This window comes from Syntrophotalea carbinolica DSM 2380 (genome assembly GCF_000012885.1).
Classification (GTDB): Bacteria; Desulfobacterota; Desulfuromonadia; order Desulfuromonadales; family Syntrophotaleaceae; genus Syntrophotalea; species Syntrophotalea carbinolica.
Map to the genome: position 1 here is coordinate 798,034 of NC_007498.2, position 16,018 is coordinate 814,051.

A 16,018-nucleotide genomic window follows, 5' to 3' on the forward strand; every position below is an offset into this window, starting at 1 on the left:
GTTGCTTATTGCTGCTTACTTGTGCGCCCTGCCGTTATAGATCTCTCCCCCCATTCGGCGGTACTGTTGCAGGACGGCCACCGCCTGGGGGCGGCAGATGTCGCGCAACACACGGATGCCGCGCTTTTCGAGCAGCCCGGGCCATTGTGGCGGCTTGTCGCCTTCGTCGAAGCCTACCGCGCGGGCATCGGTTTCGCGCGCACCGCAGGCCAGTTGCTTCAAACCCGCCCAGGGCAGGGCGCCGAGGCACATGGCGCAGGGTTCGGTGGAGCTGGTCAGCTCCGCATTGCGGCCGGCATCCGCCAGAGAAAAGCTTCCCACGTATTTTTGGGCCAGCATCAGGGCCACCAACTCGGCATGGGCCACGGAGCAACAGGTCGAAGTGACCAGGTTGACGCCGGGGGCGATCAGCCGCCCGCTGTCCAGGTCAAAGACCGCGGCGCCAAAGGGGCCGCCGCTGCCGTGCCGGATATTGTGCTCGGCCAGTTCGATGGCCAGGCGCATGCGGCTTTCCGGAGTTTCGAACAGCTGTTCGGGGGGAGGCAGTACTTCGGACAGCCAGGCGGGCATGGGCAGGTGAATGGCCGGATCGCTCATGGGGAACGCCTGGGCAACTGGCCTCCGATGCCTTGCACCAGTTCGCATTCCTCGATGCAGCGCGGGCTGTAATGCCGCTTGAGCCATAAGCCCAGACCGTCCAGACCCGGGAACAGAACGCGTTCGGTGATGTTGGACTGATCGAGTTTGTCCCGGATTTCCCACTTAAGCTCGGCGGGGATGATGATCTTGCGCCAGATGGCAGGATGTTCGTGCAGAAAATCGCATAGCGTCCGCTGCGGATCGGACATCACCGAAAAAAAGGCAAATTGATTGACGATGCGATCCTCCATGGATGGCGGCTCCAGAAACAGCGCGGCATTATCCCGCGAGAGATCCTGCAGGTGCTGCAAACTGGGGATCGCTTCGTTGAGCATTTCAACGGTAAAGACGTTGGCCCCTTCCTCCTCCAGCTTGTTGCACAGGGGGCGAGGCAACAGTTTATGGGTCTTGACGTAATTGACTGCCCAGATCGCGCCATCGAGGTTGAACTTGCAGATGTTGGCCGTTGCAAAGTGCATGGCCACCAGCGGCGAATAGGTCCAGTCGAGCATGCGCGTCGGCAGGCCATAGTGCTGGGCCACGGCCATCCAGTTCCAGAAAGCGTCGGACTCCACGGCCGAGCGATGGGCGTATTTTTTGAAATTGCGCATCAAATGGCGCTCCAGGTCGGCGTAATTACCGCCCAGGCGCATCAGGGTTGTTTTCAGAGAGTAACTGGCATCCGATAAGCCGCGGAAGGCGAATCGAGAACGAAAGCGGCCGATTTCCTCGTTCCATGAATCGGCAAACAGCTCTTTTTGAAGTTCGTCGTAACTGTGAACGCGAATCTCATTCATGCAAGGGTACTTTCTGCCTGATGTGGAAAATCCGGGGTCAGACCCTGCCCAAAATCACGCTCGATTCCTGAACGACCGCCCAGGCTTCCTCGCCCTCGCGCAATTCGAGGGACTGGCCGCTGGCTTTGGTGAGGGTGGCGCTTACCGTATTGCCGCCGGGCAGTTCCAGGGTCACCTCGCAATCGACCTGGGCTTCGACAATGCGCTGGATGGTGCCGCGCAGGATATTGCAGGCACTGAGCTGGGCGGCGCCGAGTTCCTTGACGATCATGACGGCAGGCGCTTTGGCCATGGCCACAACCTTCTCCCCAAGAGCCAGATCGAGGGATTCGACACTTTCGTTGGTGATCAACGATGAGATGCAATCGCCGCCTTTGAGTTTGAGGGTGACCAGGGTGTTGATCGCCCCTTTTTCCAACTGTGTGATTTCCCCGGACCATATGTTTCTGGCGCTGACTTTCATGTTGACTTTCCTCAGGAATTGATAAAATCCTTCGCCGTCTTCCAGATGTTCGCCGATCGAGCGCAAAAAACGTTCGTGTTCTTTCTGGATCAGACGATAGCGGTGGATAACTTCTTTACCGGCTTCGGTCAATCGGGTGCCGCCACCGCCCCGTCCGCCGGTCTGTTTGATAACCAGCGGCTGATCCGAAAGATTGTTGAGCATTTCAACTTGCTCCCAGGCGGTCTTGTAGCTGATACCGACGGCTTTGCCGGCTTTGGTGATGGATCCCAATTCGCCGACCTTTTCCAACAGCTGAATGCGGCTGCTGCCGAGAAAATCCTGCCCCGATTTTTTAAACCAGAGTGAACCTGTAAGACTGAGGTCTGCTGTCTTTTTGTTTTTCACGCAAAGCTCCTTACTGCATAAGCGGATTGAATGCTTCTTTACTAATTTAGTGGCTTTGCAGCGATAAGGCAAATGCAAATCTCTATTTTTATTTTAATGGACGGGACCGGCGGATGTCGCACGGGTGTTTTCGGGCGCTTTGCAATCGGAGTCGGTGAAGGGGGGCGCAATGGTGGGGAAGGCAGGCTGGAGTGGGCTGATTTCTGCTTGGAGGAAGGTTTGAAGTTCCCCGGGCCGGCAGGGTTCCCGGAATAAAAATCCCTGGCCGTAGTGACAGCCCATGGCCAGCAGGAGGTGATGCTGGGCAAAGGTCTCAATCCCCTCGGCGATGGTCACCAGCCCCAGATTGCGGGCCATGGCGAGGATCGCTCCGACCATAGCGGCGTCGGTTTGGGTTTCGGGGAGATTTCTGATGAAATGCCGGTCGATTTTAAGATTGTCGAAGGGCAGGGTTTTCAGCCTTTGCAGGGAGGTATACCCCAGACCGAAATTATCCAGCGACCAGCTTACCCCGAGTCGCTTGATGCTGCGCAGTATTTCTTCGGCCCGCTCTTCGTTTTTCTGCAGTGTGCATTCGTTGATTTCAAGTTCCAGGCAGTTTGCCGGCAGTCCCGTTTCCTGCAGAATGGTAGCGATGCTTTCATGCAGGTTCCTTTGCCTGAATTGACTGCAGGACAGATTGATCGCCACCGGGATATGGGGCATGCCGGCTTGTTGCAAGCTGGCGCCGAAGGCGCAAGCCTTGCGCAGAATGCGGTTGCCGAGGGACGCCATCAGCCCCATTTCTTCAAGTCGGGGTAAAAAAGCCTTGGGAGACAGGATGTTGCCGTCGGACCGCTTCCAACGCAGAAAGCACTCGATGCTGACGACTTTCTCGGAAGCGAGGTGAAAGCGCGGTTGAAACAGCAGGAAGAATTCCCCGTTGTCCACGGCCTGTCGCAGGTTGGTTTCCAGCGCCAACTGATCCTTCAGCGCCTGATTCATCTCCTGGCAAAAGAGCTGGTAGCTGTTGCCTCGTTCTTCCTTTGCGACATACATGGCGATGTCCGCATTGCGCATCAGCAGATCGGCAGCGGTGCCGTCGTCCGGACAAACCGCAACCCCGATACTGGCTGTAACAACGATGCGGTGCATTTCGATGCGATAAGGCTTCGACAACGCATCGAAAATTTTATCCAGAATTTTCGGCAGACTGGACGGGTGACGGAATCCGGACAGCACGATGATGAATTCGTCGCCGCCAAGGCGGGCAACGGTGTCGTTGCTGCGCAGACACTGTTGCAGACGCTGGCCGACCATTTTGAGCAGTTGGTCGCCGATGGCATGTCCCAAAGAGTCGTTGACCTGCTTGAAACGGTCCAAATCAACGAATAATACCGCCAGGGGGTGATGAGAGCGCAGCGCTTCGGCAAGGGATTGATCCAGCCGCTCCTGCAGCAAAACCCGGTTGGGCAGTTCGGTTAGAGGATCGTAATAGGCCAGCTGCTGGATGTGGCGATCCTGCGCGGTATGTCGCTGGCGATCGTAACATAGGCCGATGGTGTAGCGGCGTTTGTGTGTGGCGAAGGAGGCGAGGCTGAGGTCGACAGTGACCTGCGTGCCGTCCTTGCAACGGCAGGTGACCTCCCGAGGATCAAGGGCGAGGTCGGGACAGGGCGGCGGGTGTCCGGATATCTCGGTAGTCTGCGGAGCAGCCAGGTCGTGGCAGAGGGGGATGGCCGACCGTATGTCCCGGCGCAGGATGTCCTTGCTTCGATAGCCGAACAGGGCTTCGGCCTCGGGACTCCAATGACAGACCCGGCCGGAGTCGCAAAACATGACCATTGCGCCGTTGGTCTGTGTCGCCATCTGCCGCACCATGCGAAAACTCTGACGCGTAAGGAGTTTGGCCTGGTAGGAGATGCTGATATCCTGAAACGTGGCGCGGATGGCACCCTGTAATGCGGGGGTCGCCGGAGTGAAATGCCCCAGCAGGTAGAGAATGCGTCCGTTGGCGGCCTCACAGCGCAGCAGGAGCGATGTCGCGTTGTGTGTTTGTAATTTGGCAAGGATGCGCGACCAGCAATGGTCCTGGCCCGGTGTCAGCAGATTTTGCAGCTTAAGAGCACGGAAACTTTCCGGCGGGTAGCCCAGCAGCGCCTGCCAGGCGAAGCTGCTGCCGACAATGTGACCATCGCGCAGCATAATGCAGAACAGGTCGCTGCGGGTTTTTATGGGGGGATTGCCGCTTGAGCATGGGCTGCGCATGGCTATCGTCCGACGCGAGGATTTTTTAACAGAGATGTTCCGCCGCCTGGAAAAGATTTTGGTTGATACGATAGGGCGCCATGGGATAATTCGCCTGAATGTGACGCCTATCTAATGACAAACATTTACAAAGTATTATTTATGGTTATGGGGTGGGGGTCAAGGGTAAAATCCGCAGAGTAGCCTTTTATCAACCTGCGGCGGTTGTTCCCGGGCCTCTTTACTTTTGATGGCAGATGAACCACTATGCTGGTCTGAAAGTTGGTGAGAGGAGTATGAAGGCCATGGAACGGATTGAGGGACGTGAACAAGAGGTGACTGAGATCCTGGACCGGATCAGGCTGCGGTTGGGGCGCCTGGGGATATCGTCGGGGGCACGGCAGGCCATCGGCGATGATGCGCAATTGTGTATCGACAGTCTGCGCGATGCCTTGGGGGTTGTGGCACGGCTGCTTCCATCGACATGTCAGGACCTCGAGGGGTTGCAGCAGCTCGTGGACAGTTTGGCCGTTGTCGGTGCCGTGGGTCGGCCTGAAGCTGCCGAACTGGGGATGAATAACGGTTTTGCCGACGCTGCGGACCGCTTTCAGGAACTGGAGCGTGAACAACTGCAGTGCATATTCTCCGCGACCACCAATCTGGTCATGGTGTCGGATTCCCGCGGCATGGTGACGCATCTCAACCCGGCCGCCGAGCAGTTTTTCAGCGAGTGTGCCTGGCGCAGTGTCCCGTTTTGGCAATTGCTGGCCCTGTCCGGCAGCGGACTGGATGAGGTCCTTGCCGCTTATACGCCCGATTCCCACCATGAAATCTATCTGTCCTGGGCCGGGCAATGGTTTAATCTTCGCTTGGTGCCCTTTGCCCCCCATGCCGATGTGCCGTCCGGATATATCCTGATTCTCAACGATATAACCTGGCTGGTGGATAGTCGCCAGCATCTTGAAAGATTGGTCGCCGAACGTACCCGAGCTCTGACGAACTCGGAAAAGATGCTGCGGCTCATATTTCAGTCGGTCGGTAACGGTATTTTGCTGCTAAGCGATGACTATCGTATTGTAAAGGCCAATCAGCGAGCCGGGCAGATTCATGGCTGCAGTGCGGATGAACTGATCGGCAAGGATTTGCGCGATCTGACCGATAATCATGGCCGCTGGACACTTACCTCCTGCGTCGCGGCTCTAGGTGGCGAAACCAGCATGAGCGCGGAAATCCAGGTGCGACGGACCGACGGCAGCATGCTGCCGACCAGTTTCATGGTGACCTCTGTCGCCATTGACGGCCGTCACTTCTGGTCCATCATTGTGCGGGATATTTCCCGGCAAAAGGCCCTGGAAGAACGCCTGCGTATGGAAAAACAGCAGGTGGAAGAGATGAATGTGACCTTGCGCAACGTTATGAAAAGCGTCGACGGTGACCGCAAGGAGTTCGAAAATACCCTCGCGCGCAGGATTCGTTCCCATCTGCTGCCGGCCATCGATCGCATTGAAGGCGAATCTTCCGAGAATATCCGCGCCAGCTATCTGGATCTCGTGCGGGAACAGCTTATCGGCCTGACCAGCGGTTCGGCGTCGGAAATCGATGCCAATCTGCTGAAATTGAGTAAGACGGAAATGCGCATCTGCCAGTTTATTCAGGCCGGGTGTTCCACCAAGGATATCTGCGAAGCCATGAACCTGGCTTTCGAAACCGTACAGACCCACCGCAAAAATATCCGCCGTAAATTGGGCTTGCGGGGCAAAAATGTCAATCTGCATTCCTACCTGATCGGGCGTCGTTCTCTCACCGTGGATCAAGACGCCTGACCATCCTGCACAATCCTCGCCCGTTCCTCAATGGTTTGCCATGTACAGGTTTGATAGCGAACATCTTCGCGATGATGTATACAGCATCGAACACTGTTTTAGGCAGTAAAATGTTCGATCGGGTATGCGATAATACCCTTAAATACCCCGAATCATGACCTGTCTGCCGAATTCGGCTTGTGCTATAACCCAATCAAGCGGTTCTTTCGCGCCCGCAACGGTTTTTAGCTGACCCGTGCAGCTATGGCCGCTTCAATGCGCGGCAGTCTCCGAGCCAGGTCCGCCTAAGGGGATGGTCTTCAGGGCGTCTGGCCAAAGGGTTTCGCTGGAAACGGCGATGCCTCCCGCGTTTGGAAAGGAGATAATCCCGGAGTTCCGTTCCATTAATTTCGCATTGGGAGGAAAACAAGCTATGCACATTGTACGTGTCAACATGTCTGATCTGACCGTCAAGACCGAAGAGGTACCCGCCGAATGGAAAACCCTCGGTGGCCGTGCCCTGACCACCACGATTGTGGCGGCCGAGGTAAACCCCACCTGTCACCCGCTCGGTCCCAATAATAAACTCATTTTTGCCCCCGGAATGCTGTCGGGCACCCCGGCCGCAAACTCCGGTCGCATGTCCTGCGGCGGTAAAAGCCCTCTGACCTACGGCATCAAAGAGTCCAATGCCGGTGGGACGACCGCCCAGCAGTTCGCCAAGCTCGGCATTCAGGCCATGATCATCGAAGGGATTCCCGCCGAGGATAAGTGGTACCGTTTGCATGTGGACAAGGACGGCGTGACCATCAATGAAGAGTCGGAAGTCGTCGGCATGCAGAACTTTGCCGTCATCGGCGAGATGGAAAAACGTTTCGGCCCCAAAGTCGGCGTCATGACCATCGGCATCCCCGGCGAAAAACGCATGGCCATGGCCAACATTTCCGTCAAGGACCCGGATCACAAGATCCGTTCCCACGGCCGCGGCGGCATGGGCGCGGTCATGGGCTCCAAAAAGATCAAATGCATCACGGTTGACGGCACCGGCGCCGGCAAAGTGGCGATAGCCGACCCCGACAAGTTCAAGAAGGCCGCCCGGGTGTTTGCCAAAGCGCTGTTGGATCACCCCGTTTCGGGGCAGGGCCTGCCCACCTACGGTACCAACATCCTGGTCAATATCCTGCACGAAGCCGGTGGTCTGCCGACCAAGAACTTCCGTTATGGTCAGTGGGAACACCACGACAAGATCTCCGGTGAAACCATGCACGACACCATCGTGGAGCGCAACGGCCATCCCAAGCACGGTTGCCATGCCGGCTGCCTGATTCAGTGCTCCCAGGTCTACAACGACAAAGATGGCAACTATCTGACCTCCGGCTTCGAATATGAAACCATCTGGGGACTGGGTGCCGACTGTCTCATCGAAGACCTGGACGATATCGCGACCTGCGACAATATCATGGATGATATCGGCGTCGATTCCATCGAAGGCGTGGTCTGCATGGGCGTGGTGATGGAAGCCGGCATCATTCCCTGGGGCGACGGCAAGGGCGCCATCCGACTGCTGCGCGAAGAAGTCGGTAAAGGCACCGCTCTGGGCCATATCATCGGCAACGGTACGGGATCGGTCGGCAATGCTTACGGCCTGACCCGGGTGCCGGTGGTCAAAAACCAGGGTATCCCCGCTTATGACCCCCGCTCGGTTAAAGGGATCGGCATTACCTATGCGACCTCGACGATGGGCGCGGACCATACCTCCGGTTATTCAATCGCTACCAATATCCTCAAGTGCGGCGGGTTCGTCGATCCTTTGAGCAAAGAAGGTCAGGTCGAATTGTCGCGTAACCTGCAGATCGGCACGGCTTATATCGACAGCACCGGCATGTGCGTATTCGTAGCGTTCCCCATGCTCGACATTCCCGAATGTGCCGAGGCTCTCAACGATATGGTCTCTGCCCGTTACGGTATCGAGCTTGACAACGATGGCGTGGCTGAACTCGGTAAGAAGATTCTCAAACTTGAGCATGAGTTCAACCTGGCCGCCGGCATGAGCAATGCGGATGACCGGTTGCCTGAATTCTTCTCTCTTGAGGAGGTTCCGCCGCATAATGCCATCTGGGATTTCAGCGACGAGGAAATCGACGAATTCTGGAATTTTTAATTAGGCGAAAGGGGGCTCTTTCGCCGGGCCGGGGCAAGGGCACCCTTCCGGGTGGGTGTTCTTGCCCTGACTGCTTTAATGCCTCCTGTTCATGGTTGAGATTTATTGCCGTTCGGACCTTTCGGTCCGAGCGGCTTTTTTTTTTCGGTGTGCGATGTCTCTGCATCGTAAAAGTATCCTTGTGCAAAAAAGACTTGACCCTCATTTAAACGTTTGTTTAATTTGATCTGAGTGATGAGGAGATCGTATTAACGCGGAGTGTTGCCCTATGGATCATGCCGATACTAAAAAGAAAATTCTGGACTGCGCCGAAGCGCTTTTTGCGCCACACGGTTTTCGCGGCACCTCGTTGCGCCGCATAACCTCTGCTGCCGGGGTGAATCTGGCAGCGGTGCATTACCATTTCGGATCCAAAGATGGTCTCATCGAGGCGGTGTTCAAACGTCGCATGGAGCCCCTGAATGCCGAACGCATAAAGGCTCTGCACGAATTGCGCAACCGTGCCGGTTACGGTGTGGAACAGGTGGTGCGCGCTTTCGTGGAGCCGACCGTGCGGTTTTCAGAACAGGATCAGGGCAGTCGCAATTTCGTGGCTCTGATTGGCAGGGCCCTGATCGAGCCGGATGAGGGCCTGAGGCAGATGTTTTACCGTCTGGTAGCTCCGTTGTTTCGGTTGTTGCTCGATATGCTGTGCGAAGCGCTGCCGCGTTTGGAGCGTGATCAGCTGTTCTGGCGATTGAATTTTGCTCTCGGATCCCTGGCGCGCTATCTGTGTCTGGCCGGACAGTTACCCGCGGTGGCCGAGGCCATGGAACTTGAAAACCCTGCATTGCCGCCGAGTGATTGGCTGGTCGATTTTATCGTTCACGGGATCGAGGCGCCATGAGAAGTTTTTGGGGTATTGCCTTTCTGTTGGTGTTGGTCGGGTGTTCCGTACATCGTCCCGTTCCTGTGGAACTTCCGGTGCCGGTTCCGGATCGTTATCTCGAATCAACGGCCGCACCTGGCGAACCGGTTGCGCAACCCTGGTGGCATATTTTCGAGGATCCCGCCCTTGATCGCCTGATGCTGCAGGCTTTCGGCGCCAATCTTGAGCTGGATCAGGTTCTTGCCCGTTGGCAGCAGGCCGAGGCGGCGGTGCGGTCGGTCGAGTCGGCCCGCCGGCCGAGTTTAGGTTTGGATGGGCAGGCGGGGCGTCAGCGACAGATGACCTTTTTGGGGCCCGTTACGGCAGATCATTACAGTTTGTCGGTGGTGGCGGGTTTTGAACTCGACGTGTGGCGTAAGCTGGCATCCCGATCCGAAGCGGCCAGGCGCGAACAAGCGGCGGCCGCAGCCGATGTGGAAGCGATTTGTCTGTCTTTGTCGGCGCGGTTGGCGGATCTTTATTACACGGCAGTCGAGCAGCGCGCCCAGCACGCTTTGCTCGAAAACACCATTGTTTCCTACCTCGATATCCTTGAACGCGTGGAGCGGCGTTATCGCGCCGGTATCGCGCCGGCCCTGGAGGTCTATCAGGCACGCCAGAATCTGGCCGCAGCCCGTGCGCGCCTGCCCCAGGTGGAGGCCCGACTGGCCGCTGCCGAACATGGCTTGGCCGTGTTGTTGGGGCGCTACCCCCAAGGTGGCCTTGCCGGGCAACTGGCTGTTTTGCCCGCTCCGGCAAAGAATTATCCCCTGGGGGTGCCTTCGCAGTTGTTGAACCGCAGACCCGATGTCAAAGCCGCCTTGTTGCGGGTCAAGTCTGCCGACAATCGGGTAGCGGAGGCTATTGCCGAACGTTTTCCCGCTTTCAACCTGGCGGGTGGCTACGGTGGCGGTGCCGATACGCCGCGACAGGTATTCGCTTCGCCGAATATTTTCTGGAATCTGCTGGTCAATCTCACCCAACCTATCCTGGACGGCGGTCGTCGTCGTGCGGAAGTCGACCGCAGGCAGGCGCTGTTCAAGGAATTGCTGGCCAGCTATCAGACACGTGTGCTCGAGGCCTTTCGCGAGGTCGAGGATGCGCTGGCCGCAGAACGCGCAAGCCGGGAACAGGTTGCCCAACTGCAGGCACGCAGAGCATCGACCTCGGCCGCTCTGCGTCTGGCGACAGACCGCTATACGTTGGGGGTTTCTGAGTATCTGCAGGTGCTTACGGCCCAGGTTCTTCATCTGGAAACGGAAAGCGGCCTGCTTTCGGCCCGCCGTCAACAGGTCGCCGATCGCATTTCGCTTGCACGTGCCCTTGGCGGTCACTGGATGCTGCAACAGTGCCGGCAATCCCGTAACGATTCGGTAATTTTCCCGACTGAGGATAGTGATCATGACAAGTAAATCCTGGATACGTATCGCTGCGCCTGTTGTCATTTTGCTGGCCGGCGCGCTCGTCATGGCCCTGTTGATACATCTGCGCAAGGCGCCGCCGCGTGAGCCCAGACAAGACCGGGGCACACTGGTCGATGTGATGGTTGTGAGGTCGCAGAATGTCACGATTCAGGTGGCGGCAACCGGTACCGTACAACCCCGTCGCGAGGCTCGTATCACTCCTCAGGTCGGTGGCAAGGTGGTCTGGATGGATCCGCGTTTTATTGCCGGCGGATTTTTTGCCGAAGGCGAGGAACTGTTTCGAATCGAGGCCATCGACTATCAGTTGGCCCTGGAACAGGCCCAGGCGAATCATTCCCGCGCCGAACTGGATTTGGCCACCGTTACCAGCCAGGCCCGCATTGCCCGTCAGGAATGGCAGCGTCTGGTGTCGGAGCGGGATCAGCCACCCAACCCCCTGGTGGTCTATGAGCCGCAGATGAAGAATGCCCGTGCCGCGCTGGCTGCATCCGCAGCCGGGGTGCGCAAGGCCCGGCTCGACCTGGCCCGCACCGTGGTGCGCGCCCCGTTTAACTGCCTGGTGCGTAACGAGCAGGTCGATATCGGCCAGTATCTGAGCGCCGGTGTGACGGTGGGGCAGGTATTCGGCACGGATCAGACGGAGATTGTGGTTCCCCTGCCTCTGGAGGAGTTGGGCTGGTTGCAGGTGCCGCGTTCCGGTGGATTGCCCGGCTCCAGGGCCCATGTCGGCCTATCCGCAGGAGGCCGCCACTTTAACTGGCAGGGCCGGGTGGTGCGTTCCCTCGGCGAGGTCGATGCACGGGGGCGCATGGCCCGTCTGGTGGTGGCGGTGGACGACCCCTATTCTCTGCAACGTCAAAGGGCGGATGACAGGCCGCCTTTGAGCCCCGGCCTGTTTGTGGATCTGCGTCTCGAAGGGCGTTCGCTCGAGGGGGTGGTGGCGGTGCCCCGCGAGGCGCTGCATGAAGGCGATACGGTGTGGCTGGCCGGCGACGATGATCTGTTGCATTTGCGTAAGGTCGAAGTGGTGCGCCGCGAGCGACAGCGGGTGTTGGTTGCCGAGGGCCTTGAAGATGGCGACAGGGTGGTTCTGACGTTACTCAGCGGTATCGCCGAAGGGCTCAAATTGCGCATCGCGCCATCCAGGGTAGAGCCATGAAACAGGCTATTCGCTGGATGACGGAAAACCATGTGGCCGCCAATCTGCTGATGCTGGTGTTTGTGGTCGGCGGACTGATCATCGGGCTGACGGTACAGCAGGAAGTGTTTCCCGAGGTGGCTCTGGACAAGGTGCAGGTTTCGGTTTCCTACCCGGGCGCCGGTCCCGAAGAAATCGAGGACGGCATCCTGCTCAAAATCGAGGATAATCTCACCGGTGTGGACGGAATCCGGCGGCTACGTTCGCAGGCCCTGGAAGGGTTTGGCACGGTGACCGCGGAGTTGCGCACCGGCAGCGATGCCGATGTCGTATTGCAGGATATCAAGACCGAGGTCGATCGCATTATCTCTTTTCCGGAGCAAGCCGAAAAACCCATCGTTACCAAGCTGCTGAACCGCCGCCAGGTGGTGTCGGTGATGGTCTACGGGGAGCTGCCGGAACGCAGCCTGCGCGAACTGGCCGAGCAGGTGCAGAACGACCTGCTGTTGTTGCCCGATATCACCCAGGTCGATCTTGCCGGCGTGCGCCCCTACGAAATTTCGGTGGAGATCCCCGAGGCCAATCTCCGACGCTACAACCTGACCCTGGACCAGGTGGCGCAGCGCATCCGTCAAGCCTCTCGCGATATTCCCGGCGGTACCATAAAAACCCGCGGCGGTGAGATCCTGGTGCGCACCAAGGAGCGTCGCTACACCGGCCCGGAGTACGAGCCGATCACCATCCTGACGGCGGCAGACGGCACCGAAGTCCGCCTGGGAGATATCGCCACGGTGCGCGATACTTTTCGTGAAACGGACGAGGAGTTGCTGTTTGACGGATGGCCTGCAGCCATGGTGCAGGTGTTTCGGGTCGGAGATCAGAAACCGACGGATATTTCGGAAACTGTCCGTCATTACGTGCAGCGCAAACAGCAGGAGCTGCCGGCCGCGGTGCGTCTGGCGATCTGGAACGATGATTCGGAAATCTTCCAGAGCCGCATGAATCTGTTGAAGAAAAACGCCTGTTTCGGACTACTGCTGGTGCTGATCGTCCTCGGTCTGTTTCTGGAGGTCCGTCTGGCGCTGTGGGTGATGCTCGGGGTGCCCATCTCGTTTCTGGGATCGCTCTTTTTTATGCCGGCGGTCGGGGCTTCAATCAACATGATTTCCATGTTCGCCTTTATTATGGCCCTGGGCATTCTGGTGGACGATGCCATAGTCGTCGGCGAAAATGTCTTCGAGCATCGCCAGCGCGGCAAACCCTACCTGAAGGCCGCCATGGACGGCGCGATGGAAGTATCGGTCCCGATCATTTTCGCCATATTGACGTCGGTAGCGGCTTTTTCTCCTCTGCTGTTCATTTCCGGCACCATGGGTAAATTTATCCGGGCCATCCCTTCGGTGGTCATTCTGCTGTTCCTGGTGTCGCTGGTGGAATCGCTGTTCGTGCTGCCGGCGCACCTGGCCATCGGCCAGCCGCGTGCCGTGCAGGGGCGGATATTGACCGCCATCGAGGGGGTACGTAAAAAATTCGGACATCGACTGCAGCGGTTTATCGATGGTCCCTACGGTCGGACATTGCGCCTGGCCCTGCATTATCGCTATGCCACGGTCGCCAGTGCGCTGGCGGTGTTGATGCTATGCCTGGGGCTGGTTGGCGGCGGCATCATCAAGTTCCGCTTCATGCCGAAGGTGGAAGGGGACATCATCCTGGTCAATCTGGAGATGGCTCCCGGCACGCCGGTCTCCCGCACCCGGGAGGTGGCGCAGACGATCCTGGCCCACGGGCGCGAGGCTATCGCGGTTTTCGATCGGCAACTGCCCGAGGGAGAGACCATCCTGCGAAACATGTATTCCCTGGTCGGCAGCAGTCTCAACACCGGCGGGCCGGAAGGCGAATCGACCACCGGCGGATCGCACTTGTCGACCATCGCCGTGTTTCTGACGCCGAGCGAACAGCGCGATATCGGTGCGGCGCAGGTGGCCACCGCGTGGCGTGAACGGGTCGGTGAAGTGCCCGGTGCGGAATCGCTGGTTTTCACCACCGACCTGGTGCAGCTCGGCGCCAATATCGACATTCAGCTGGCCCATGAAAGTTTCGACGTGTTGCAGCAGGTTTCCGAACAGGTCAAGGTGTTGCTGGCCGAGTACCCGGGGGTCGAGGATATCGTCAGCAATTACGTACGCGGCAAGCGCGAGTTGAAAATACGGCTCAAGCCGGAGGCGCGTACCCTGGGCATCACCGAGACCGATCTCGGCAATCAGTTGCGGGCTGCTTTTTACGGTGCGGAGGCCTTGCGCCTGCAGCGCGGGCGCAATGAGGTGCGGGTCATGGTGCGCTATCCGGAAGCCGACCGGCAGCACCTGGCGGATCTGGAGAATCTGCGGGTGCGCACCGCCGATGGCGGTGAGGTGCCTTTGATGCGCGCTGCCGAGGTCGCCGGCGGGCATGGTTTCAGCAGTATCAATCGCACAGATCGCAAGCGGGTGATCAATGTCTCGGCGAATGTGGACAGCCAACGGGGCAACGCCGAGGAAATCCGTCGGCACCTGCAGCAAACCGCATTGCCGGCCCTCATGGCCCAATACCCCGGTCTGAGTTACGATATGGAGGGCGAGGCGCGCGAACTTAACGAGGTCAAAGGCAGCATGGGGCGCGGCTATGTACTGGCGCTGTTCGGCATCTTTGCCCTGCTGGCCATCCCGTTTCGCTCTTACAGCCAGCCGCTATTGATCATGGTCGCCATCCCCTTCGGGATTGTCGGCGCCGTATTCGGCCATGTGTTGATGGGCTACAACCTGAGCATCATGAGTGTCTTCGGCATCGTTGCTCTGTCCGGGGTGGTGGTCAACGATTCCTTGCTGCTCATCGACTACGTGAATGTGCGCAGGCGTAAAGGCGATACCCTTCAGGCGGCTCTTCTCGAGGCCGGTCGGCGACGTTTTCGGCCGATTCTGCTGACCTCGCTGACCACCTTTTTCGGTCTCATGCCGATGATTCTGGAAACCAGCATGCAGGCCAAGTTCCTCATCCCCATGGCCATCAGCCTCGGTTTCGGCATCATGTTCGCTACCGGCATCACGCTGCTGCTGATCCCGGCCTTGTACCTGGTGCTGGAGGATATCCGGCGCCTGCTGGGCCTGCGTCCGGATCATGCCAATCACCGGTTGTCGTGATGTGTCTATTGCCGCTCGCTGAGGCAGGTGCGGGCGAAGATGGACTGTATGGACGATGTGGACGGCATGGACACCGTGAAAAGCGTTAACTAAGGGAGCGTTTTTATGGCCGATGGTGAGGGATTGATCCCCAGACATGGCGGGTATCGCAACCTGAAAAGCTTTCAGATCGCGCAGCTGATCTATGATGTGACGGTGCGGTTTTGTAACCGCTATATCGACAAGCGCAGCCGCACTCATGACCAGATGGTCCAGGCGGCGCGCAGCGGCGTACAGAATATCGCCGAAGGGAGCCAAGCTTCGGCCACCTCCAAAAAATTCGAATTGAAACTGACCCAGGTAGCGCGGGCCAGTCTCGAAGAGTTGCGGCTCGACTACGAAGATTTTTTGCGGCAGCGGGGACTCACCCTCTGGGAGAGGGAGGATCCGCGTCGTAAGTCCCTGATCACGCGGAGGTGCGCCTCCGCCGAGGAAGTGGCGACCTGGGTTGGCGAGCTCAGGAATGGACATCATGGAGGGGGAGGACAAAAAAATCTGTCCACAGAGTCCATGCCGTCCACTAAGTCCACCTATCAAGAGATCTCCGCCAATGCCGCTCTGACTCTCATCGCCGTGGCCTGCTCCCTGCTCGATCGGCAGGTGGCCGCACAGGCCGCGGCCTTTGAACGGGAAGGCGGCTTTACCGAGCGACTGTACCGTGTCCGCAGCCGGAAAAGGCAGCGTTCATGACAGGGTTTGAAACGCTGGCATAGGCCGGCCCCCGCTTTCAGATATGTCGCATGAAGAAGTGCCTGAGCATGCCGATCCCCCCGTCAGATATCAGAACGATCGGTGTGCGGCTTGCATTACGCGCCGAAATACCGTAAAAAAGCCTATCAATCATGTCCGGAGGAAAGCT

At 58.3% G+C, this 16,018-nt stretch carries 11 protein-coding genes and 1 riboswitch; of the genes, 7 read left to right on the plus strand and 4 right to left on the minus strand.

The window, feature by feature from the left end:
* Positions 1 to 15 precede the first annotated feature (15 nt).
* The 4 genes from PCAR_RS04055 to PCAR_RS17660 all read right to left on the minus strand — a co-directional run bounded on the left by PCAR_RS04055 (position 16) and on the right by PCAR_RS17660 (position 4,533).
* Complete coding sequence (locus tag PCAR_RS04055) at positions 16 to 597, minus strand: nucleoside deaminase (RefSeq protein ID WP_011340362.1); 582 nt, start codon at positions 595 to 597, stop codon at positions 16 to 18.
* Complete coding sequence (locus PCAR_RS04060; RefSeq protein ID WP_011340363.1) at positions 594 to 1,436, minus strand: FRG domain-containing protein; 843 nt, start codon at positions 1,434 to 1,436, stop codon at positions 594 to 596. The genes PCAR_RS04055 and PCAR_RS04060 overlap by 4 nt, the downstream gene beginning before the upstream one ends.
* 37 nt (positions 1,437 to 1,473) lie before the next feature.
* Positions 1,474 to 2,286 carry a TOBE domain-containing protein gene (locus PCAR_RS04065; protein WP_011340364.1) on the minus strand — a complete coding sequence of 271 codons (813 nt, stop codon included), beginning with the start codon at positions 2,284 to 2,286 and terminating at the stop codon, positions 1,474 to 1,476.
* Between the two features lie 93 nt (positions 2,287 to 2,379).
* Positions 2,380 to 4,533, minus strand: a complete 2,154-nt coding sequence (locus tag PCAR_RS17660) for a putative bifunctional diguanylate cyclase/phosphodiesterase (RefSeq protein WP_011340365.1) — start codon at positions 4,531 to 4,533, stop codon at positions 2,380 to 2,382.
* Between the two features lie 284 nt (positions 4,534 to 4,817).
* Here PCAR_RS17660 and PCAR_RS17665 point away from each other — a divergent pair, with 284 nt between their 5' ends.
* From PCAR_RS17665 to PCAR_RS04105, 7 genes are all read left to right on the plus strand, one after another.
* Positions 4,818 to 6,335: a PAS domain S-box protein gene (locus PCAR_RS17665; RefSeq protein ID WP_158447398.1), complete on the plus strand. Its 1,518-nt coding sequence runs from the start codon at positions 4,818 to 4,820 to the stop codon at positions 6,333 to 6,335.
* 255 nt (positions 6,336 to 6,590) lie between these two features.
* Positions 6,591 to 6,712, plus strand: a riboswitch (molybdenum cofactor riboswitch).
* A gap of 35 nt (positions 6,713 to 6,747) precedes the next feature.
* Positions 6,748 to 8,475 (plus strand): aldehyde ferredoxin oxidoreductase family protein, encoded by a 1,728-nt coding sequence (locus tag PCAR_RS04080; protein ID WP_011340367.1) that lies wholly within the window; start codon positions 6,748 to 6,750, stop codon positions 8,473 to 8,475.
* A gap of 268 nt (positions 8,476 to 8,743) precedes the next feature.
* Positions 8,744 to 9,361, plus strand: coding sequence for a TetR/AcrR family transcriptional regulator (locus tag PCAR_RS04085; protein ID WP_011340368.1), 618 nt, complete (start codon positions 8,744 to 8,746; stop codon positions 9,359 to 9,361).
* Positions 9,358 to 10,794: an efflux transporter outer membrane subunit gene (locus PCAR_RS04090; RefSeq protein ID WP_011340369.1), complete on the plus strand. Its 1,437-nt coding sequence runs from the start codon at positions 9,358 to 9,360 to the stop codon at positions 10,792 to 10,794. Before PCAR_RS04085 ends, PCAR_RS04090 begins: the two co-directional genes overlap by 4 nt.
* Complete coding sequence (locus PCAR_RS04095; protein ID WP_011340370.1) at positions 10,784 to 11,965, plus strand: efflux RND transporter periplasmic adaptor subunit; 1,182 nt, start codon at positions 10,784 to 10,786, stop codon at positions 11,963 to 11,965. The genes PCAR_RS04090 and PCAR_RS04095 overlap by 11 nt, the downstream gene beginning before the upstream one ends.
* Positions 11,962 to 15,120: an efflux RND transporter permease subunit gene (locus tag PCAR_RS04100; RefSeq protein WP_011340371.1), complete on the plus strand. Its 3,159-nt coding sequence runs from the start codon at positions 11,962 to 11,964 to the stop codon at positions 15,118 to 15,120. The genes PCAR_RS04095 and PCAR_RS04100 overlap by 4 nt, the downstream gene beginning before the upstream one ends.
* A 105-nt stretch (positions 15,121 to 15,225) precedes the next feature.
* Entirely contained in the window at positions 15,226 to 15,849 is a 624-nt protein-coding gene (locus PCAR_RS04105; RefSeq protein ID WP_011340372.1) for a four helix bundle suffix domain-containing protein, read from the plus strand.
* Positions 15,850 to 16,018 lie beyond the last annotated feature (169 nt).

Excerpts from the sequence above, each read along its gene's own strand:
- PCAR_RS04055 (WP_011340362.1), bottom strand. The coding sequence starts at position 597 with ATGAGCGATCCGGCCATTCACCTGCCCATGCCCGCCTGGCTGTCCGAA.
- PCAR_RS04060 (WP_011340363.1), bottom strand. The coding sequence starts at position 1,436 with ATGAATGAGATTCGCGTTCACAGTTACGACGAACTTCAAAAAGAGCTG.
- PCAR_RS17660 (WP_011340365.1), bottom strand. The coding sequence starts at position 4,533 with ATGCGCAGCCCATGCTCAAGCGGCAATCCCCCCATAAAAACCCGCAGC.
- PCAR_RS17665 (WP_158447398.1), top strand. The coding sequence starts at position 4,818 with ATGGAACGGATTGAGGGACGTGAACAAGAGGTGACTGAGATCCTGGAC.
- PCAR_RS04080 (WP_011340367.1), top strand. The coding sequence starts at position 6,748 with ATGCACATTGTACGTGTCAACATGTCTGATCTGACCGTCAAGACCGAA.
- PCAR_RS04085 (WP_011340368.1), top strand. The coding sequence starts at position 8,744 with ATGGATCATGCCGATACTAAAAAGAAAATTCTGGACTGCGCCGAAGCG.
- PCAR_RS04090 (WP_011340369.1), top strand. The coding sequence starts at position 9,358 with ATGAGAAGTTTTTGGGGTATTGCCTTTCTGTTGGTGTTGGTCGGGTGT.
- PCAR_RS04095 (WP_011340370.1), top strand. The coding sequence starts at position 10,784 with ATGACAAGTAAATCCTGGATACGTATCGCTGCGCCTGTTGTCATTTTG.
- PCAR_RS04100 (WP_011340371.1), top strand. The coding sequence starts at position 11,962 with ATGAAACAGGCTATTCGCTGGATGACGGAAAACCATGTGGCCGCCAAT.
- PCAR_RS04105 (WP_011340372.1), top strand. The coding sequence starts at position 15,226 with ATGGCCGATGGTGAGGGATTGATCCCCAGACATGGCGGGTATCGCAAC.